At 65.3% G+C, this 19,361-nt stretch carries 13 protein-coding genes and 1 pseudogene; 3 read left to right on the top strand and 11 right to left on the bottom strand.

Annotation, left to right across the window (positions count from 1 at the left end; genetic code table 11):
• The first annotated feature begins 212 nt into the window (after positions 1–212).
• Positions 213–1,103: a LysR family transcriptional regulator gene (locus U0O11_RS05030; RefSeq protein ID WP_054554935.1), complete on the top strand. Its 891-nt coding sequence runs from the start codon at positions 213–215 to the stop codon at positions 1,101–1,103.
• Positions 1,104–2,239: 1,136 nt separating this feature from the next.
• Here the strand turns inward: U0O11_RS05030 and phaC are convergent.
• The 5 genes and pseudogenes from phaC to prmB form a co-directional block, all read right to left on the bottom strand.
• Positions 2,240–4,003, bottom strand: a pseudogene (gene phaC / locus U0O11_RS05025) (class I poly(R)-hydroxyalkanoic acid synthase); the annotation flags it as partial.
• 551 nt (positions 4,004–4,554) lie between these two features.
• Positions 4,555–5,007, bottom strand: a complete 453-nt coding sequence (locus U0O11_RS05020) for a phasin family protein (RefSeq protein WP_225347755.1) — start codon at positions 5,005–5,007, stop codon at positions 4,555–4,557.
• Positions 5,008–5,227: 220 nt separating this feature from the next.
• Entirely contained in the window at positions 5,228–5,764 is a 537-nt protein-coding gene (locus U0O11_RS05015; RefSeq protein WP_225347754.1) for a DUF6489 family protein, read from the bottom strand.
• A 236-nt stretch (positions 5,765–6,000) separates the two neighbouring features.
• Complete coding sequence (gene aroC, locus U0O11_RS05010) at positions 6,001–7,092, bottom strand: chorismate synthase (RefSeq protein ID WP_043335551.1); 1,092 nt, start codon at positions 7,090–7,092, stop codon at positions 6,001–6,003.
• 167 nt (positions 7,093–7,259) lie between these two features.
• On the bottom strand, positions 7,260–8,222 hold the full coding sequence (gene prmB / locus U0O11_RS05005; protein ID WP_043335549.1) for a 50S ribosomal protein L3 N(5)-glutamine methyltransferase: 963 nt from the start codon (positions 8,220–8,222) through the stop codon (positions 7,260–7,262).
• A gap of 254 nt (positions 8,223–8,476) precedes the next feature.
• Between prmB and U0O11_RS05000 the strand changes: the two genes are divergently transcribed.
• Entirely contained in the window at positions 8,477–9,082 is a 606-nt protein-coding gene (locus tag U0O11_RS05000) for a Smr/MutS family protein (protein WP_131431499.1), read from the top strand.
• 172 nt (positions 9,083–9,254) lie between these two features.
• Positions 9,255–10,097 carry a transporter substrate-binding domain-containing protein gene (locus U0O11_RS04995; protein ID WP_225347752.1) on the top strand — a complete coding sequence of 281 codons (843 nt, stop codon included), beginning with the start codon at positions 9,255–9,257 and terminating at the stop codon, positions 10,095–10,097.
• A gap of 141 nt (positions 10,098–10,238) precedes the next feature.
• Here the strand turns inward: U0O11_RS04995 and U0O11_RS04990 are convergent, their stop codons facing one another.
• The 6 genes from U0O11_RS04990 to U0O11_RS04965 all read right to left on the bottom strand — a co-directional run bounded on the left by U0O11_RS04990 (position 10,239) and on the right by U0O11_RS04965 (position 18,885).
• The gene (locus tag U0O11_RS04990; RefSeq protein ID WP_225347751.1) at positions 10,239–11,408 is read right to left on the bottom strand and encodes a patatin-like phospholipase family protein; all 1,170 of its coding nucleotides are present in this window, start codon (positions 11,406–11,408) and stop codon (positions 10,239–10,241) included.
• 58 nt (positions 11,409–11,466) lie between these two features.
• The gene (locus tag U0O11_RS04985; protein WP_225347750.1) at positions 11,467–12,435 is read right to left on the bottom strand and encodes an alpha/beta fold hydrolase; all 969 of its coding nucleotides are present in this window, start codon (positions 12,433–12,435) and stop codon (positions 11,467–11,469) included.
• Positions 12,432–13,376: an alpha/beta fold hydrolase gene (locus U0O11_RS04980; protein WP_318527677.1), complete on the bottom strand. Its 945-nt coding sequence runs from the start codon at positions 13,374–13,376 to the stop codon at positions 12,432–12,434. The genes U0O11_RS04985 and U0O11_RS04980 overlap by 4 nt, the downstream gene beginning before the upstream one ends.
• Positions 13,377–13,502: 126 nt before the next feature.
• Positions 13,503–14,849, bottom strand: a complete 1,347-nt coding sequence (locus U0O11_RS04975) for a DUF4340 domain-containing protein (protein WP_225347749.1) — start codon at positions 14,847–14,849, stop codon at positions 13,503–13,505.
• Entirely contained in the window at positions 14,849–17,617 is a 2,769-nt protein-coding gene (locus tag U0O11_RS04970) for a GldG family protein (RefSeq protein WP_324691937.1), read from the bottom strand. Before U0O11_RS04970 ends, U0O11_RS04975 begins: the two co-directional genes overlap by 1 nt.
• Positions 17,614–18,885: an ABC transporter ATP-binding protein gene (locus tag U0O11_RS04965; protein ID WP_324691935.1), complete on the bottom strand. Its 1,272-nt coding sequence runs from the start codon at positions 18,883–18,885 to the stop codon at positions 17,614–17,616. Before U0O11_RS04965 ends, U0O11_RS04970 begins: the two co-directional genes overlap by 4 nt.
• Positions 18,886–19,361 lie beyond the last annotated feature (476 nt).

Raw genomic sequence — 19,361 nt, 5'->3', positions numbered from 1 at the left:
AGCATCGCCGCCGCGTCCTGTGCCATCAAGAGTACTCGGCGAGAATGAATAAAAGCAATTCATGTTTTTCATGCTTTGGATTCCCAAAAGGAATACCATTGCTCATCAGGTCTTGATCAGGAGTGCATCTGCCTGCGCCGGTATCGATCGCCCCGCTTGACGCTCCCCTGAACGCCCCTATGATTGCCCTCATGACAGGATAGCTGCCCCACATGGACACACCCTCTCTGCAGGCCTTCGTCGCCGTCGCCGAAACCGCCTCCTTCTCGCTTGCCGCCGAGCAGCTGCACCTCACCCAGCCGGCCGTTTCCAAACGTATCGCCCAGCTGGAGCAACTGCATGGCGCACGGCTGTTCGATCGCATCGGACGGCGTGTCTCGCTGACGGAGGCCGGCAATATCCTGCTGCCCCGCGCCCGCGCCATCCTGGTGATGCACGATGACACCCGGCGCGCGCTGCGCAATCTGTCCGGCGAGGTAAAAGGCAGCCTGACGATGGCCACCAGCCACCATGTGGGCCTGCACCGGCTGCCGCCGCTGCTCAAGGCCTTCACCATGGCCCACCCCGAGGTGCGCATGGACATGCGGTTTCTGGATTCGGAACAGGCCTATCAGGGCGTACTGGATGGGGAGCTGGAACTGGCCGTCGTCACCCTGGCACCGCATCGCGATCCCAATCTGACGGTAGTGCCGGTGTGGCTGGATGAGATGCGCTTCGTGTGCGGACGTGATCACCCGCTGGCAGGTCACAAAGCGTTGCCGCTGGCCGCCCTCTCACAGCACGACGCCGTGCTGCCGGGCCACCTGACCTTCACGCGCGGCATCGTCATCGACACCTTCGCGCGTGACGGTCTCTCGGTGGAAGTCTCGATGTCCACCAACTACCTCGAAACCCTCAAGATGATGGTCGCCATCGGCCTGGGCTGGAGCGTACTACCGGAAAGCATGATCGATGACGAGATCGAGATCCTGCCCATCGACCACCGCCCCATCGAACGCCAGCTCGGTTACCTCTATCACAACAACCGCACCCTCTCGAACGCCGCCAGCGCGATGATCGAACTGCTGGAAGGCGCAAGGGATGCGGCGTCGAGAAACCTCTAGCGCAGCTTGAGCTTGAAAGCCCGACCTGCAAGCACAGCCTGAACGCGCAACGCCAGCCCCGAAGGGCTGGCGTTGCGGTTCTGACTCACAGCTTGTGGCGCCGCAGATCAACTCTTGTCGCTATCCTTGGCATTGCCAGACGCGCCATCTGCCTTGCTGGCCGCAGGCTTGGCGTCGTCCTTCTTCGCCTCCTCTTCAGCGGCCTTGGCGGCGGCGGCCTTGCTGGCATTGGAGGGGCGGCCACGGCGCGGCTTGGGCGCTTCGCTGCCGGTGTCACTCTTGGCGGTGGTAGTGGAAGCACCAGAGCTTGAAGTGCCTGAGCGGGTAGCCTCCTGACTGGAAGCCCCGGTGTTGCTACCCGTCTTGGCAGTGCTCGCGCTTCCCGTCGAGCTGGCGGTGCTCTTGCTCGCCGTGCTCTTGCTGGCAGTGCTCTTGCGCGTCGTCGCGGGCTTCGTAGCGCTGGAGCCCGAAGCCGTGGAAGAAGTGCTGCTGCTCGAGGTGCCTGATGCAGACGGCTTGCTGTCAGAGGCTGACGTGCTCGCAGTCGCCTTGCTTGCAGTCGTCTTGCTTGCAGTCGTCTTGGCCGCCGTTGACTTGTTGGCAGTGGTCGTCTTGCTGGCTGCCGTCTTGCGTGGCGTGGAGGTCTTTCTCGCCGTGGTGGTCTTGGTCGCTGAGCTACCGGTGCTGCTGGCAGCCGTGCTCGCAGTGCTCTGTTTGGTAGTGCTGTCGCTGGCCGTGCTGCTGGTGGTCGTTGCGCTCTTGGCAGCTGTGCTCTTGGCAGCATTGCTCCTGGAGGCTGTGCTTTTGGGTGCAGCACGCTTGCGCGCGGCGGGCTTGCTTGCCGGCGCTGCCGACTCAGCGGCTGGCGCCCCAGCGGCTGATGCGGCCTTGGAAGCGGCAGGTCTGGTGCTCGCACCTTGCGCCCTGGAGGCACTGGATGAGCTGTTGCCCGCCGTGTCGCCGGCATCATTGGCGGCCTTGCCGGTGACGGCTTCGGTCATCGCGGTCATGACCTCTTCCAGCGGCAGCGTCACCTGCTTGAGCGCTTCATTCACGCTCTTCTCGACCGTCTGCTGCACATCACGCACGGCCTTGAGCTGCGCATCCGCCACGCTGGTGATCTCTTCCGGCACGCTCTGCCCCAGCACTTCCGGAATGGTCTGGCGCGCATAACGCCCCGGCGCCGCTTCGATCACGTCGAGCTTGCCCTCACCCGGTGTGCGCGCAGAGACCTCCGGTTCCGGCTCCACGAAGCCATTGCCTGTCATCCACGCCTGCCAATCATTCCACCAGGAACCTTCGTGCTGCTCGGTGCCCTCGAGCCACTCATCCGGCGTTGCCGGCAGGCTGTCGTTGGTGGCGTAGCCGTACTTGTTCTTGTGCGGCGGATTGACAATACCCGCGATATGACCAGAGCCACCGAGCACGAAGCGCTTGATGGAGGCCTTGGGCAGCTGGGTGCCGTTGTAGGTGGTCTGCCACTTGGCGATGTGGTCCTCGCGCGCGGAGACCCAGTAGCTCGGTGTCTCGATCTGGGAGAGATCGATCGGCACGCCGTCCAGCTCGATGCCACCGGGCTGCACCAGGCGGTTCTCCAGATACATATGACGCAGATACCAGGCATGGGTACCGGCCGGCAGGTTGGTGCCGTCGGTGTTCCAGTACAGCAGGTCGAACGCGGTCGGCGCTTCGCCCTTGAGATAGTTGGAGACGTAGAACGACCAGAACAGGTCATTCTCGCGCAGCAGATTGAAGGAGAACGCCATCACGCGGCCATCCAGATAGCCGTCCTGCGCCATCTGCTTCTCGAGGCCCTGCAGCACCGGCTCGTTGAGGAAGACCCCGATCTCACCGGGATCGGAGAAATCCTGCAGCGTTGCCATGTAGCTGACCGAGCGCACGCGGTCGGACTGCTTCTCGGCCGCCAGATAGGCCATGGTGCTGGCCGTCAGCGTACCGCCGATGCAGTAGGACAGGATGTTGACCTGCTTCTCGCCGGTGGCCTGCTCGATGGCATCCATCGCGGCCAGCGGCCCCATCTGCATGTAATCGGCCCAGGTGAGATCACTCTGCTCGGGCCCCGGATTGCGCCAGGAGATCAGGAACACGGTGTGCCCCTGCTCCACCAGCCAGCGCATCATCGAATTGTCCTGACGCAGATCGAGAATGTAGTACTTGTTGATCCACGGCGGCACGACCAGCAACGGCGTGCTGAAGGCCTTCTCGGTGGCCGGACGATACTGGATCAGCTGGATCAGCTCGTTCTCGAAGACCACGTCACCCGGCGTGACGGCGATGTTGTCGCCGAGACGGAAGGCTTCAGTGTCGGTCATCGCGACATTGATGCCTTCGGCGGAGTTGGCCAGGTCATCGCGCAGACGCTTCAGGCCGTCGAGCAGGTTCTGGCCGCCGGTCTCGCGGGTCACGCGCTGCACTTCCGGGTTGGTGGAGGCGAAGTTGGAGGGCGAGAAGGCGCTGACGTACTGGCGCGCGTAGAACTCGAGATTGCGCTTCTGGCTCTCCGGCAGGCCTTGAATGCCGGCCAGCATGTCGTCCACGGCGCGCGAGAACAGCAGGTATTGCTGCACGAGGAAGTGGTAATAGGGCTCGCGCTGCCAGGCCTCATCGCGGAAGCGGCGATCAGAGCGCGCGGGCGTGATCACCGGCTCGACGCTCTCGCCATTCAGCTCGCGCAACGTGCCCTGCAACAGGGCCATCTGGTCCTGGAAGAGGCGCGTCTGGGTCGACATCAACAGTTGCGGGTCGCGTGCCAGGGCCTCGGCACCCGCCTGGAAGCAACGACCCATCTCGTCATAGATGGTGGAAGCGGCGGCGCTGGGCCATAGGCGCTCCAGCATGTCACTCATCAAGGCTTGATACTGGGCGCTGGCCTGCTGCATCACGCTGGCCCACTCCGTGCCTTCAGCACCGTCGGGGAACAGACTGGTAAAGGCCTGAGAGAATGTCTGCGAGAACGCCTGCTGCTGGGCTGAGTCCATATCGCCCTTCCTCCTTGTCATTGACCATCACGTCATTGGCTATCGAAGCTTGGCTGCCGAACATCTGCCGGCGGCACGATTTCATCGAATCGAATCCTTCCTGACCACTGAGCAGTGCCATGCCGTCTCTCGTGAGACGGGCGCCTTCACTGGCGACGGGCACTGCTTTTCAGACTGTTTTGAAGACCGTTTCACGGCTGATTTCAGGGTGCTGCAGGCGAGCATGCCAAGGCAAGCAAAGTGCGCTGTCAGCTAAAATGCGCTGTCAGTTGGAATGGTCTGCCACCTGCAGGTCTGCTTTCCGTCGGATTCGCGCGCGGCGAATACGAGAGCAAAACAGCCTGTGCGCCAGCGTGCTCATCTCCAGCATGCGCCTTCCAGCACGGCAGGGGCAATGCCTGAAAACGGCAAAAAAAAGGCTGGCGCAAGCGCCAGCCTTTTCGGGGTATACCTTAGTTCTGCTTGGCGCGGCTTGTCGCGGCAGCCGGCTTGTTGCTGGCAGCGGAGGATGCCTTGTCCTCTGCTGCTGAAGCGGATTTCTCTGTGGCAGCGGACGCCTTGTCGGTGGCTTCCTTGCCAGCGTCAGAGTAGGCCTGTTCGAGCTGGGCGCGCATTTCGTTGCCCATCTCGGCCAGCTTCAGGGAATCATCCATCATCTGCTGAGACAGCTCGGTCGCCACTTCCAGCTGGCGGTTGCTGAACTCGCTGAACTCTTCCATACCCTTGATTTCAGTGGCAGCACGCGCACGCTCGAGACCAGCCTCGGTATAGCGCTTGGCAGCGTCCATCTGATAATCGGCAATCTTGCCCATATGGTCGAGCATCAGAGTGTTGAGCTTGCGCATCGGCTGGTAGAAGCTGCGGGCTTGCTCGGCAAAGGCGTTGAACATCTGATCCTGCTGCATGACGGTTCCTCCCATGGATTCCGTACCGGGACAGCGCGCAGAAGTCTCTGCGCCACCTGTGGAGCACAGCAATATGCTGCACTGCACAAAGACTAGTCTGCTCCTCAGGTGGTTGCAATCCCATGACAGAAAACTGTCAAACGACATTTTCTGTCATGGGATTGGCCGGGCATGCCTCACGCCCCCGTCAGCCAGGAGCGTTCTTCGCGCCTGCCGGTCATCAACTGCGCTTGGCGCGTGAGCGCGCACTGGCCGCGGAGGCCGGTTTCGCATCATCCGCCCGGCTGGCGCTTTGCTCTGCCTTCTGATCCGCGCCGTGATCACTACTGGGCCCCGAACTCCTGCGCGTGGCAGACTCCGGCTTGTCAGCCTCCTTGCCTTCCGCGCCGCCCTGACCGAACTGCTGCAGGGTATCCAGCATCATCTTCTGGTACTGATTGAAGGCGGCCATGCCCTGGGCCATGCTCTCGCCCATGTCGCCCGACATGCCGCCCGCTGCGCCCTGCCCGGCATTGCCAGACGCGCCGCCCATCATCCCCTCGGCCATGCCCGGCGGCATGAACTTGGCAAACGGCGTGCCCGCGCCCGGTGCCATCAATGGCTTGAGCAGACTCATGGGGTCGTAGCCTTCAACACCGGCCTCCATCTGGCGACGAAAGCGCTCCATCAATTCCTGCTGGAAGGCTTCCACGTCCGGCAGGCCCATCGCCTGGCGGAATTCCTGCGGCGTGAGGTCGAATTCGACATTGATCTTCATGGCAGATTCCTTGTGTTGTCTGCCCGCGCACGGCGTGGTGCGCGAGTCCGCTGGCATGCATGCCATTCGAGTCTAGCAGCGCGAGTGACACGGGGGCAGCCTGCTACTTACGTCTTTTCTTATTTACTTTCCGCAAGCCAGCCCACAACGCAAGACGCCCCAGCCACGAAGGATGCAGGGCATCTCTCCACGGCTGGGGCGTGTTTTTCTACAAGCTCAGCAACGCCGCAAGCGGCTTACACCTCGCGCAGCACCGGCGTGTCGACCTTGACGTCGGCGTTCTGACCGCGATGGCGCAGCAGGTGGTCCATCAGCGTCAGCGCGACCATCGCCTCGGCGATCGGTGTGGCGCGGATGCCGACACACGGATCATGACGGCCGGTGGTGATCACCTCGACCGCCTCGCCGTTGACGTCGATGCTGCGCCCCGGCAGTCGCAGGCTGGAGGTCGGCTTGAGGGCGATGCTGGCACGGATGGTCTGGCCGCTGGTGATGCCGCCCAGAATGCCGCCGGCATGATTGGAGAGGAAGCCTTCCGGCGTCATCTCGTCACGGTGCTCGGTGCCCTTCTGGCTGACCACGGCGAAACCGTCACCGATCTCGACGCCCTTGACGGCATTGATGCTCATCAGGCCATGCGCGAGTTCGGCATCGATGCGATCGAAGATCGGCTCACCCAGGCCGACCGGCACGCCAGTCGCCTCGACGGTGACCTTGGCGCCCACGGAATCGCCTTCCTTGCGCAGGGCGTCCATGTACTGCTCCAGCTCCTCGAGGCGATCGGCATCGCCACAGAAGAACGGGTTGGTGTCGACCAGCGACCAGTCCTTGACCTCAAGCTCGATGGGGCCGAGCTGGGACAGGTAGCCACGCACCTGCACGCCCAGGCCCGCCAGATACTTCTTGGCGATGGCACCGGCGGCGACGCGCATCGCGGTCTCGCGGGCCGAACTGCGGCCGCCGCCACGATAGTCACGCTCACCGTACTTGTGGTGATAGGTGTAGTCGGCGTGGGCCGGACGGAACTGGTCCTTGATCTTGCCGTAGTCCTTGGAGCGCTGATCGGTGTTCTCGATCATCAGGCCGATGGCCGTGCCGGTGGTGCGACCCTCGAACACGCCCGAGAGAATGCGCACCTGGTCCGGCTCGCGACGCTGGGTAGTGTGGCGCGAGGTGCCGGGACGGCGGCGGTCCAGATCGATCTGCAGATCCGCTTCGCTGATCTCGATGCCCGGCGGGCAACCATCGATGATGGCGCCCAGTGCCGGACCGTGGCTTTCGCCGAAGGTGGTGACGGTGAACAGCTTGCCGAAGGTATTTCCGGACATTCAGGGGGTCCTCAGGCGATGCCGCCGGTCATGGCCGACGGCGTTCTGATAATAGTTGTCGTAAGCGTTGCAGAGCCTGGCGGCTTGCGCCCGTGCTTCTGGCGAATCCCGCCAGCTCAGGCACCCGCCAGCTCAAGCGAAATCCGCCGGGTCAGGCGCCCGCCAGCTCAAGCGAATTCGGGCGCGCAGACTTCCAGCGTCTGGGCATCGATGGCGAAGACGCCGTTGCCGCCGCGCTCGAACTCCAGCCACATGAAGGGCACTTCCGGGAAGGCTTCCATCAGGTGACGCTCGGAGTTGCCGACCTCGACGATCAAGACGCCGTCGTCGGTCAGGTAGTCACGCGCCTCACGCAGGATACGACGCACGATATCCAGGCCGTCATCACCGGCGCCCAGCGCCAGCGCCGGCTCATGGCCGAATTCCTGCGGCATGTTGGAGAGATCGAAGGTATCCACATAGGGCGGATTGGAGACGATCAGGTCATAGCGCTTGCCCGCCACGCCCGCGAACAGGTCCGACTGCACGGCGATGACACGCCCTGCCACGTCGTGGCGTTCGATGTTGCGTCGCGCGACTTCCAGCGCCTCGCTGCTGATATCGACCAGGTCGACCTCGGCGGTCGGCATTACCAGCGCGGTGGCGATACCGATGCAGCCGGAACCGGTACACATGTCCAGCACGCGAGTCGGCGGCAGTTCCGGGAACCAGGCCGAGAAGCCGCTCTCGATCAGCTCGGCGATCGGCGAGCGCGGAATCAGCACGCGCTCATCGACATCGAAGGGCACGCCAGTGAAGAAGGCCTCGCCGAGCAGGTACGGCAGCGGCTTGCGGGTGGTGATGCGCTCACGCACCAGCGCCACGATGCGCGCTCGCTCCATGGTCAGAAGGCGCGCGTCGATCACGGCGGGGTCCGTGTCCCACGGCAGATGCAGCGCACCCAGCACCAGCGCCACCGCTTCATCCCAGGCAGAATCGGTGCCATGGGCGAAGTGCAGGCGATGCGCGTGGAACTCACTGGTCGCCCAGCGGATCAGGTCGCGCAGGGTCACCAGCTCCTCGACGAGACGGGAGTCCGGCTCACTGAGGCTGGAAGGATGGCGCAGGTCGGACGCGGAAGATGTGGACACGGTGATTCCTGTAAGCGGACAGATGGACAACGAGCGCCGCCAGTCGTGAGGGGCCGGTGGCGTCTCGCGCAGGCATTGTAGCGTTCACGAGGCGTGGCGGCGACCCTTGGCATGCCTTGATGGCGCGCCTGCCGCTTTTGTCTTCGCAAGCGACAACCGCCTGTCTTCGAAAGTGACAACAGCCTGTCTTCGACAGCGACAACAGCCGCGCTATACTGCGCGACTTGCCATTTTATTGCCCGCGGAGCCCGGCCATGCCACCCAACCACGACGACAGCTCGGATACCGGCGACGACTTCAACGCCTTCCGTGCCGCCCTCAAGCAGGCCGGCGTTCGCAAGATCACCACCAACCGCGCCGACCCCGGCCGCAAGCCCGTCGACAAGGAAGAGCAGGCGCGTCTGGCGGCGCGGCGCGCTGCCGCCAGCGAAGCCTCGACCGACACGCTCGGCACGCCATCACGTACCACCGATGGTCAGGTCGAGCCGGTCACGCCCAGCCAGCTGCTCGACTTCGCGGTGCCTGATCTCCCCTACCGCCAGCGTCAGCGCCTCAAGCGCGGCGAGATCGCCTGGGAGGCGGGCCTCGACCTGCACGGCTATACGCTGGAGCAGGCCCGCATCGAGCTCGAGTCCTTCATCGACGATGCCATCGCCCGTCGCTCACGCTGCGTGCTGGTGGTGCATGGCAAGGCATGGACCGGCATGGCCGATCACCCCATCATCAAGAGCCACGTCAATGCCTGGCTGCGCCAATGGCCTGACGTGCTGGCCTTCACCTCGTCACTGGAGCTGGATGGCGGCAGCGGCGCAGTCTATGTCCTGCTGCGCAGCAAGGGCCGTGACCCGCTGCTCGACTGAGCGAATCCCGCGCTCGCCACACCGCCGAGACATTGACGATCCGAGCATCTGAATCGCTGAGCACTTGAATAGCGAGCATCTGAATAACTGAGTGCTTGAATAGCCTAGCACTCGAGTAGCAGAGGCAGGCCTCACGCCGAGCCTGCCGCCATAAAGACAAGGGAACACCCTGATGACACCCAACGCTGAACAGCCAATGCGCACTTCTTCACGCCACGCCCTTTCCGCTGCCATTCTCGGCGGCGCGACCGCCGCTGGCCTGTCACTGGCCTTCGCCATGCCGGCCGCCGCCAGCGATGCACTGTCCGACAGCACCCTTTCGCGCGTGCAACAAGGCCAGGTGCTGAAGGTCTGTACCACCGGTGACTACGCGCCCTTCAGCCACCGTGAAGACAATGGCGACTTCGAAGGCATCGACATCGACATGGCCGCCTCACTGGCCAAGAGCCTGGGCGCCACGGTACAGCCCGTGCCGACCAGCTGGCCGACGCTGATGGAAGACTTCACCTCCGGCAAGTGCGACATCGCCATGTCCGGTATCTCGGTCAAGCTGGACCGTCAGGCTCAGGCCTACTTCAGTAAGCCGTACCAGACCGGCGGCAAGACGCCCATCGTGCGCTGCGAGGACGTCGACAAGTACCAGACCGTCGCGCAGATCAATCAGCCCAGCGTGCGCATCACCGTCAATCCGGGCGGCACCAACGAGCGCTTCGCCAATGAATACCTGAGCGATGCCACGCGCGTCGCGCATAACGACAACCGCACCATCTTCAACAACATCATCGAAGACCGTGCCGATGTGATGGTCACCGACGCCATCGAGACCCAGCTGCAGGCCAGCCGTCACCCGGAACTGTGCAGCGTGCACCCGGACACGCCATTCACCTTCTCCCAGAAGGGCTATCTGCTGCCGCTGGGTGACAATATCTGGAAGGCCTACGTCGATCAGTGGCTGACCCAGATGCAGGGCACCGGCGAGCAGGCTGCCATCTTCGACAAGTGGATCAACGGCTGAGACGACGCTTCGCTCAGGCTTCGGTCACACGCTCTTCAATGAAGAGCTCTGTATTGAAGAGCACTGTATTGAAGAGCACCGTAACGAAAAGCCCCCGCCGATTGGCGGGGGCTTTTTCATTAAAGGGCAACTCAAACAAGGCTAGCCGTCGCTGCCCTTCTCGTAGCGATCCAGCGCTTCAGCGGCCAGGTGCCGGCCCAGCTTGATCAGGCCCGCGGCGCGGTGGAATTCATAGGCGCCACACACCGTCTTGGGAATCTCGACCAGGATATCCGGCGGATAGCCGGCGATCTTGTACTTGGCCAGCGTCGCCTGGGTGATATCGAAGGAGCGCATCATCATGTCCAGCTTGCCCCAGGCAAGCTCCGGCGCGTTCTCATCGACCCGCTCAGGCTCGGCTGCAGATGGCGGCTGCCTGCCATGGGTGACGACAGCGCCAGTCTCTGCCTGCGGCTCTGCCAACGCTTCTTCTCCCGGCGCTGGCTCGGCATCGCTGCTTTTCAGTGCCTCGAACTTCAGGCGCGAGGCATCGCCCGGCGGCAGCGGGACGCCGCCGACCGGACTGGCAAATGCCATGCCCTGCTGGTCCTCCAGCGCCTGCTCCTTCTCGGCAGAGAAGATGCGCTCGGCACCGCGACGCACTCCCCGCAGCCAGTCACTGAAACCACCGCCGCGCGCTTCCAGGGCGGCTTCGCGCGCCTCTTCCTCGGCGGCATCGGCCGGCGGCAGCATCTGCTCCAGTGTCTGATTGCGCGGCGAATGCGCCGTGGCGTTGACCGCCAGCACCAGGTCAACGTGGGCGGCGACCAGCGGCGTGATCGGCAAGGGATTCATCAGGCCGCCATCCACCAGCACCTTGCGGTCGCGTTGCACCGGCGTGATCACCCCGGGCACCGCGATGGAGGCCCGAATCGCCTCGAGCAGATTGCCGCTCTGGAACCAGACCTCCTTCTGGGCGATCAGGTCGGTGGCGACGGTGGTGACCGCAATCGGCAGATCCTCGATGCGCGTGTCGCCGATCAGGGCTTCCAGCTCATCCATGATGCGGCGCGCGCGGATGGCGCCCATCGGACTCCAGGTGACATCCACCAGCCGCAGCACGTCGAAGTAATCCAGCTCACAGACCCAGTCGCGATAGGCATCCAGCTTGCCGGCGGCATGGATACCCCCGACCAGTGCGCCCATCGAGCAGCCCGAAATGGCGCGAATGTCGTAACCGCGCGCCAGCACTTCCTCGATGACGCCGATATGGGCATAGCCTCGGGCCCCGCCACTCCCCAGTGCCAGGGCGATGGTCTTGCGCTTGGCCATGGCATGTCTCCCGCTGCAGATGATGAAAGATGAACGGACACGGCACGCGGTGCATCGCTCAGTGCGAGCTGATCCACTCGACGATGGCATCGGCGACCGCCGCCGCATGGGCCGGCTCCAGATGCAGGTGGTGGCCGCCCGGCAAGACGCGACGCTCGAGCCTCTTCACGGCATCGCGCGCCTGCTGTGCCTCGTGCCTTATGGTCAGGATACCCTGCTCGCCCTCGATCAGCAGTACCGGTTGGGTCAACGCCGCCAATAACGCCAGCACCTGCTCCGGGGTGTAGCGCATCAGTGAAGGCCGCAGCAGGCGACGGTCACTTCTCAGCCGCAGGCCACCGTCTTCCAGCACCTCGAGGTTGCGCTCGACGATCGGCCGCGCCGTGTCGGCATCGATCGGCGTGACACCTCCCGCGACCCGCGCCGCCACGGCGTCCTCGACATGACGATAATGGGCACGTCGCGTGGCGGCGCGCCTGACCGGCTGCGTGTGGCGTGCCAGCAATCCGCGGCGCAGCTGATCGACCACCTCCGATGCTGGCGAGGCAAGTGCGCCGATGCCATCGATCAGCACCAGTCGCGCGATATATTCCGGCAGCGCTGCAGCCACCTGCCCCGACACCGCCGCCCCCAGCGAGTGCGCCATCACCGTGACCGGCGCGCGCGGCAGCCCCTCGTCATACAGGCCTTCCAGCGCCTCGATCACATCGTGGCAGTAATCCCACACCGCATAATCACCGTGCTCACCCAGCGGACTCGAGAGACCGTGACCGACCATGTCGATGGCGATGAGACGAATGCCGAGCCGCTCACACAACAGCGGCGCCAGGCGGCTGAAGCTGGCGGCATTGTCGAGCCAGCCATGCAGCGCCAGCCACGTCGGTGCCTGCTCGGCGTGCTCGGCAGGCGCCCACTCCAGGGCCGCCAATTCTCCGCCTGTGCGCCGTGGGAAGCGACGCTCTCGCAGCGTAACGTTGGCGCTGAGGGGAGCCTCTGCGATGTCCTGAATGGATTGATCAGTGCTCATGCTTGCCTCCCGGCCAGCAGGCCTGGCGGCAGTACATCCGGCGGCGCGAGGTCCGCGATGGCCGCCAGCAGCGCGGCGCGCGTCTCCTGTGGGTATTCGAAGGGGTACATATGTCCTCCCCGGACATGCTCCACCGTCAGCCCGGCGCGGCGCAGGCGTGCCTGACGCGCCGGCGTGAGCAGATCAGACTGGGCGCCGGCCAGAATCCTGACCGGCACCGCCAGCTTCGCCGGCGAGCCTGACAGGTGATCGCTGAGGTGACGGAAGATCTCGACCTCATGACGGGTATCGAAACTCAATGACAGGCTGCCATCCGCGTGACGATGGGTGGCGTTGTCGACGTAGTCGTCCAGCGCCTCTGGCGTAAAATTGGCGAACAGCGAACGACGGCGCAGGTAATCCTGCATGGCCTGACGGGAGTCCCAGCGCGCGCGACGCCCGCGAGTGCGGCCTGCCGGCGTGACACGATCAATGAAGCCGAAGCGCTTGGCGACCTTCATGCCCAGCGCATCACGGCCCAGCATCAACGGCGGGTCGAGCAGCACGAGGCAGTGGAAGCGTTCCGGCTGCTTGAGCGCCGCCATGTAATTGACGATGCCTCCCAGCGAATGCCCGACCCCGATCACCTTGCGCCCGGTGCCGCCCGCCGCGGGCAATGGCCCCAGCGCGGCGTCCAGACACGCCAGCCACTCATCACGCAGCGAGATCAGATTGTTGCCGACCGGGTAGGCAGGGTCGTGCGCCAGTCGGTCCACCGGTAGCAGATTGAAGTGCTCGGCCAGCGGCGCCAGCAGGCTCTTGTAGCAGGCACCGGTGAAGCCATTGGCATGCGCGAAGGCCAGCACCGGGCGCTCGGTGTCGGCATTCAGGCCCGCCGGGTTAGCGTCGCCCTGCTTGGACAAGTCCTGCCCGGGCCGGGGTTGCCGTGAGGTGGCATTCATCGCAAGGTCTCCTTACCACGGGCCGCCGTCCCTGACGCGCCCAGACAAACGGTTGTTTAAATATAGTCAACAGCATGCCAGCCCCGCCCCATGGGCGCTACTCCTCCCTTTGGCCCATGGAGCACCTCACTCCCCTTCCATGCCCGCCGGCACCAGCGCAGCGGCTGTTTCCGCTCCCGTCTCAGCTGCTTCCGCCTCAGGCAACGCCAAGGCACGACTGACCGCCAGCGCCGCCTGAACCGCGATAGCCGTGAGCTCAACGGGCTCGTCTTGCAACGCCCTCGCGCCCAGTGCCAGCAGATGATCGCGCAGCGCGCCATTGACCTGTATCTCGACGGCATTCAAGCGCGCGACCAGTTCAGGTGGCCACCCCTTGCCGGAGAGCGTCAGCCGCGCCCAGGGCTTGCTGCCCGCGGCGATGGCCAGCACCAGCTGGGTGCGATCATTGAGCTGCTCATGCTGACGGTAATAGAGCGAGGGGCGCGACCAGTTGAGGGTCAGCGTCACGGCAGGCTGCCAGGCGTCTGGCTGGGCTGCGCCGCTTTCTATCGTGGAGGCACGGGGGCGCAGGTCATTCTGCGTCAGCGGCGACAGCGCAGCGAGAATCTGATGGGCAGCGTCGCTGTCAGGTGCCAGGCCTCGTACCAGCGGCGCTTGCCGTGCTGAGGCGTCTTGAGCAGACGCCACCAGCGAGATGTCCATGCGACTCAGCGGCTTGTACACCGCGGCGTCACTGCGCAGCTCGGTGACATTCAGCACCTCGCTGGGCGCCATGCCGCCGCGCCAGTCCGGCAACCCGATATCGCGCGTCAGCTCCCAGATCGGCGCGCCATTCACGCCAGCCAAAGCGTGGGAGCCTTTCACTTTCGCATCCGAGGGCGATGGCACCCACCGCACGTAGCGTCCCGCCAACTCAGCCCTGCCCGCACCGCTCAGCTGCGTTGCCGCCGCGGGCCTGGCGCCCAGTTGCAGACTCACCTGAGCGCCGTTGCCCTTCACGCTCAGCAGCGGTGACTGCGCGCTGAAGCCCAGCGCTTCAAGTGCCTTGTCCGTGGCCGGCTTGCGCGTGCGCAATTGTGCCTCGCCCAGCTGACTCACCAGCGCCTCCACCTTGCCCTGGCGGGCAGGCCAGCCGGCCAATGAGGTGATCTGCCAGTCGCCTGCGGGCCCACGCGCCAGACTCAACCAGTCCTGGCTGGCCTCTGCGCCACGTCGAATGCCGATACGCTGCGCCGAGGCGGCCACCTGCGAGAGCAGCGGCAAGGGCTGCAAGATGCCTGACTGACCCGCGGCCACTGTCGTCAGCGCCTGGCTCATCAGCGAATCACTTTGCCACTGGGCCGGGTCTGCCCCGTCCGTGGCGGCGCCTGAGCGCAGCGATTCCAGCAGTGACGGCCCTGCGGTAAGCGCCATCACCGCGGCCACGGAGACCAGCGCCGTCAGTGCCCATCCCGTCCGATTGAAGCGCCCCATCAATCACCTCCCGACTGGGTAGTATCGCTCGGCGTCGTCTTGCCTGAAGCTGCCTTGCCTGAAGCTGCCTTGCCTGAAGCTGCATTGCTTGCGGCTGACTTGCCCGAGCCTGTCGAAGCGCTTGTGGCGACGTCACTCGCGGAATGGGCGCTGTGCTGTGCACTGCGCTGTTCATTGCGCTGTTCATTTCGTTCTGCGCTGCGCTTCCCGCTGGGCTGACCGTGGCCCGACAGACGCCCTGTCGACTGATAGCCCGCGCGACGGCTGGCACGATAACGGCGCCAGCAGATCAGCTCGCCGAGCAGGCTCAACGCCACCGGCAAGGCCAGCAGCGTCCACAGGCGCAGCTCGCGACGCAGGGCATCACGCTCGGCATTCGCCTCACGCTGCTGACGTGACAGCGCGTCCTCGAAGTCCTGCTGCATCGCCGCCAGGGCGTCGCTCTGCTGCGCGGCTTCGGCCTTGCCAGACACCGGCGTCGCGCCGAGCGCACTCAGACGCGTCTGCCAGGCATTGCGCAGCCGGGTCTCCTCGGCGGCCTGACGATCGGCCAGTTGATGCAGGCGCGTCAGCTCGCGCACCTGATGGGCGCGCGCGCGCAGGGCGACCAGCTCGGGGCTGCCTGCCAGCAGGTCCACGGCATTTTCCAGCCAGCGCGCATTGGCATTGAGGGCCTGCTCGCTGCCATCCGCTGCCGTGCGCCGCCACAGACGGTCACTGGCCATGTCGACATCGCTGACCACCAGCAACTGGCCACCCTTGGCGCCCGCCGCTGGCCATTGCGCCAGCACGGCCAGCCCACCGGCCGGCGGTGTTTCCCCTGCCAGCCCCGACAGCGGACGCGGGTCCATGCGGCTGGCGTGAACGCGTGCCGCCGGAATCAGGCGCGCCTCATCACTGCCACGAATCAGCCACTGCAACGGCGCGTCTTGCGCCCCTGGGCCTTTCGATGATGCATCTGCTGCATCAGACAGCGGCGCCAACCAGCCCGCGCTGGACATCACCAGTTGCTCGACATTGAGGTTGAGCGCGGCGTCCGACAGCTGCGCGGCACTTAGCCCGAGCAACGTCGGACTCAGCGCACGCGTGCCGTCCAGCAAGCCGATCGGCAAGGCCAGCTGCGCATCCGCCACCACCTCGCCCGCGCGCGATTCAAGCCCGGCGCGCGCCAGCAATGTCGTCAGCGCCTCGGAAGCCGGCGCCGGCTGATCGAGCATTTCGGGCAGCGGGTCCACCAGCATCAACACCCGGCCGCCACGCTCGAGATAGGCCGTGATGGCCTCCAGCGTCTTGACCGGCAACAGCCGCGGCGCGATCACCAGCAACGCATCCTGATCGGCGATCGGACGCGCGGCATCATCGCCGGCCGACAGCCAGTCGATGCGCAGGCGTGCATTGAGATGCTCCATCAGGCCCCAGCTGCCCAGCGCTCTGCCCTGCTCCAGACTGGGTTGGCCCATCACCGGCAAACGCGAGACGACGCCCAGGCGCGGTGGCTCGGTGCGCGAGACTTCCTGGATCTGGCGTGTCACCTGCGCTTCCAGCCCGCCGATATCCGCCGCCTTGAGCAGCGGAATGGCGCGGCGTTCGGCGTAGGGGCCATCTACCACCAGCCCGAACAGCATCTCTTCGCCGCCCGGCAATGACAGCTCGGTCAGGCCCTGCGCTTCGAGATCCGCGAAGTCGGCACTGTCCGGTGCAGGGTCGACACGCTTGAGGCGTATCTGCGGCTCACGCGCGAAGGCGGCCAGACGCGTCTCGATCCGTGTCGCCAGTTCACGCAGCTGCGGCAGATCGGCGGCGAAGCGTTCGCTGTAGGCTAAGGTCAGCGTCACCGGAGCCTCGAGATCATCGAGCACCGCACGACTGGCGGGGCTCAGACTGTGCTGACGCGTGGCGGTCAGATCATGCGCGCGGGTGAGCGGGTTGTGGCCGTCGGCCGTCAGCAGCGGCGGCAGGCGCACGCCGGCCAGCAATAGCGCGGTGACCGCAGCCGCCAGCGCCGCCGTGACCAGCCACTGTGGCGCCTGCTTGCGTGCATGGCGCTCCTGACTGAGGCCGCGCGCCTGCAGCACCAGCCCGGCCAGGGTCAACAGCAGGAAGTAGCTGGCATCGAGCCAGGTCGGCCGGCCTTCACTGAAAGGCGTCAGATGCGCCGGCAAGCTGATCAGATCGAGCAGCTGCACCCAGTGCGGCGCCAGATGCTGAGCCAGCTGGCTCGTCACCGCGGGTGTGCCCGGCAGCATCAGCGCCAGACCCAGTACCAGCGCCCCGAGCCACGCCGACAGCGCAGAAGGCGCGCGCACCGCCAGCGCCTGACCGAGACTGGCCAGCGCCATCACCAGCAGCGCCATGCCCAGATAGCCGCTGAGCATCAAGCCGAGATCCGGCGTGCCGAGCCAATGGATCAGCACTACCAGCGGCGCCGTCATCGCAAGCCCCAGCCAGCCCAGCACGCTGGCACTGATCAGGCGTGCGCTGGCCAGTCGCCACGACCCCAGCCCGAGGCCGGACAGCCATTCGAGCAGGCCGTTGGCACGCTCTTCCGGCCAGCCGCGCAGGGCCAGCAGCGGCGTCCACAGCACCAGCAACCAGGGCAACACCTGCCACAGCGAGCCAAGATCGGCGCGATCACGTGCCAGCAGATCGCCCACCTCGAAGGCTCCCAGCGGAGCCAGCACCGCCATCACCACCAGCAGCGACCAGCTGGCGCCCTGCGTCAGTGCCTGATGCAGGTCACGGCGGACCAGCGCGAGAACGGCCCTCATGACGACACCTCCTGATCTGCGCGCGGTGCCTGCTTGCGCATCGGCAACGGCGAGGGCTGCTCCGCCATGCGCGTCACCAGCTGGCGGAACGCGACCTCGATATCGCCCCGTTCGTGGACGCATTCATCGAGGCGGATTTCCATGTAGCTGCACCAGCGTGCCAGCGCGGGGCGCGGGTCCTGGTGGAGACGCCCGGCCAGGCGCAGCACGGCGCCAGTCGAAACCACCAGCGGCGACTTGTCACGCGCCATGGCATCGCCGGGCTTGACGGGCGTGATGGCCGCCACGCCCGGCAGGCGCGAGACACTGGCCAGCTCGCGCTCGCTCAGGGCCCGACTCAGCGTCACTCGCCATACCGGCAGGCTGGAGCTCGCCCCATACCCCGCGCCGTAGCGCGAACGGCTGCCGCCCAGAATGCCTTCGCTGACCGAGGTCGCGGCCAGCGCCTCCGGCGTATCATCGAAGCCCAGCTGGCCATTGGCCATGACCAGCACACGGTCACAGATGCGAGGCACTTCCTCCAGCAGGTGGGTGGAGACGATGATCAGTCGCTCGCGCCCCAGCTCGCGAATGAAGGCGCGCACGCTGTCCTTCTGCAGCGGGTCCAGCCCATCGGTGGGCTCATCGAGCAGCAGGATGTCCGGGTCATGGGTCAACGCCATCGCCAGCGCCACGCGACGCCGATAGCCTTTGGATAACACGGCGCACAATTGATTGGCGAAAGGCGTGATATCCAGGCGATCCATCAATGCCGCAAGGCGATCATTACGCACCTTGCGCGACAACCCATGCAGACCCGCCACGCACTCGAGGCTCTCGCGCACCGTCAGCTGCGGCCACAGGGGCGCGCCTTCCGGCAGATAGCCGATACAACGCTTGAGGCGATTGAGCTGGCGCTGACTGGCGCGACCATCGAAGGCTTCGCCTTCCAGCTCCAGCTGGCCCTGGGTGGCGGCGAGCGTGCCCGCCAGCATGCGCAGGCTGGTGGTCTTGCCGGCGCCATTGGGACCCAGCAGACCGATGACCTCACCACGTGAGGCCGTGAAGGTCAGCCCGGTGACAGCCTGTTGCTGGCCGAATTGACGCCCGAGCCCACGACTGACCAACAGCGCCGGGGAAGCGGAAGGCTCGGCAGACGCGCCCGCGGGAGCTGCAGCAGAGCGAGCTGCCACAGAACGAGTCGCAGCAGAGCGAGTCGCAGCAGAGGGCGTCGCGCCAGAGGGAGTCGCGGCAGAAGATGACGCAGAGGTCGTGTATGGGTCCTGCAAGATACCCGCTCCTTGTACTTTTCTTGATAGGGGCAATGCGCTGCCGAGGCTGATGGTTCCGGCAGATGATCATGAGGCCGGAAAATAACAGTGGCCCCGGCAGATAACCGTGACAGATGACAATGCAGCGCACAGGGTAAGCGGACAGCCTGCGCTCGCCAAGCAGGAGTGCGCGCACAGTCGCCACTCGCGCGGTTATGGCGTCTATTCCGCCCTTTGCCGGCCCTCAAGGCAGGTCTCGGCGCCGATCTTCTCGATCATCACGCCCGCCCGCGCCCCTGGTTGGCGGCATGCGATCAGCGCGACCTGATACCAGAGCTGATAGCCGAACTAGCACCGGGGCTGATGCCCGAGCTGCACGACTATCCCTAAGTCTAAGGAAAGCCTGATATGCTGGGCGGATGACAGGCACGCGCTGTTGTCAGAGCGCCTGCTGGCCGGCCGTCTAGCTGACAGAGCCTTCACACGTTGAGCCT

The sequence above is a fragment of the Cobetia sp. D5 genome (assembly GCF_035666195.1).
GTDB classification, from domain to species: domain Bacteria; phylum Pseudomonadota; class Gammaproteobacteria; order Pseudomonadales; family Halomonadaceae; genus Cobetia; species Cobetia amphilecti.
Note: the sequence above shows the minus strand (reverse complement) of the source record. Positions and strands in the feature narration are given on the sequence as shown.

Excerpts from the sequence above, each read along its gene's own strand:
- U0O11_RS04975 (WP_225347749.1), bottom strand. The coding sequence starts at position 14,849 with ATGGGGCGCTTCAATCGGACGGGATGGGCACTGACGGCGCTGGTCTCC.
- U0O11_RS05015 (WP_225347754.1), bottom strand. The coding sequence starts at position 5,764 with ATGAAGATCAATGTCGAATTCGACCTCACGCCGCAGGAATTCCGCCAG.
- U0O11_RS04990 (WP_225347751.1), bottom strand. The coding sequence starts at position 11,408 with ATGGCCAAGCGCAAGACCATCGCCCTGGCACTGGGGAGTGGCGGGGCC.
- aroC (WP_043335551.1), bottom strand. The coding sequence starts at position 7,092 with ATGTCCGGAAATACCTTCGGCAAGCTGTTCACCGTCACCACCTTCGGC.
- U0O11_RS05020 (WP_225347755.1), bottom strand. The coding sequence starts at position 5,007 with ATGCAGCAGGATCAGATGTTCAACGCCTTTGCCGAGCAAGCCCGCAGC.
- U0O11_RS05000 (WP_131431499.1), top strand. The coding sequence starts at position 8,477 with ATGCCACCCAACCACGACGACAGCTCGGATACCGGCGACGACTTCAAC.
- U0O11_RS04970 (WP_324691937.1), bottom strand. The coding sequence starts at position 17,617 with ATGAGGGCCGTTCTCGCGCTGGTCCGCCGTGACCTGCATCAGGCACTG.
- U0O11_RS05030 (WP_054554935.1), top strand. The coding sequence starts at position 213 with ATGGACACACCCTCTCTGCAGGCCTTCGTCGCCGTCGCCGAAACCGCC.
- U0O11_RS04995 (WP_225347752.1), top strand. The coding sequence starts at position 9,255 with ATGACACCCAACGCTGAACAGCCAATGCGCACTTCTTCACGCCACGCC.
- U0O11_RS04985 (WP_225347750.1), bottom strand. The coding sequence starts at position 12,435 with ATGAGCACTGATCAATCCATTCAGGACATCGCAGAGGCTCCCCTCAGC.
- U0O11_RS04980 (WP_318527677.1), bottom strand. The coding sequence starts at position 13,376 with ATGAATGCCACCTCACGGCAACCCCGGCCCGGGCAGGACTTGTCCAAG.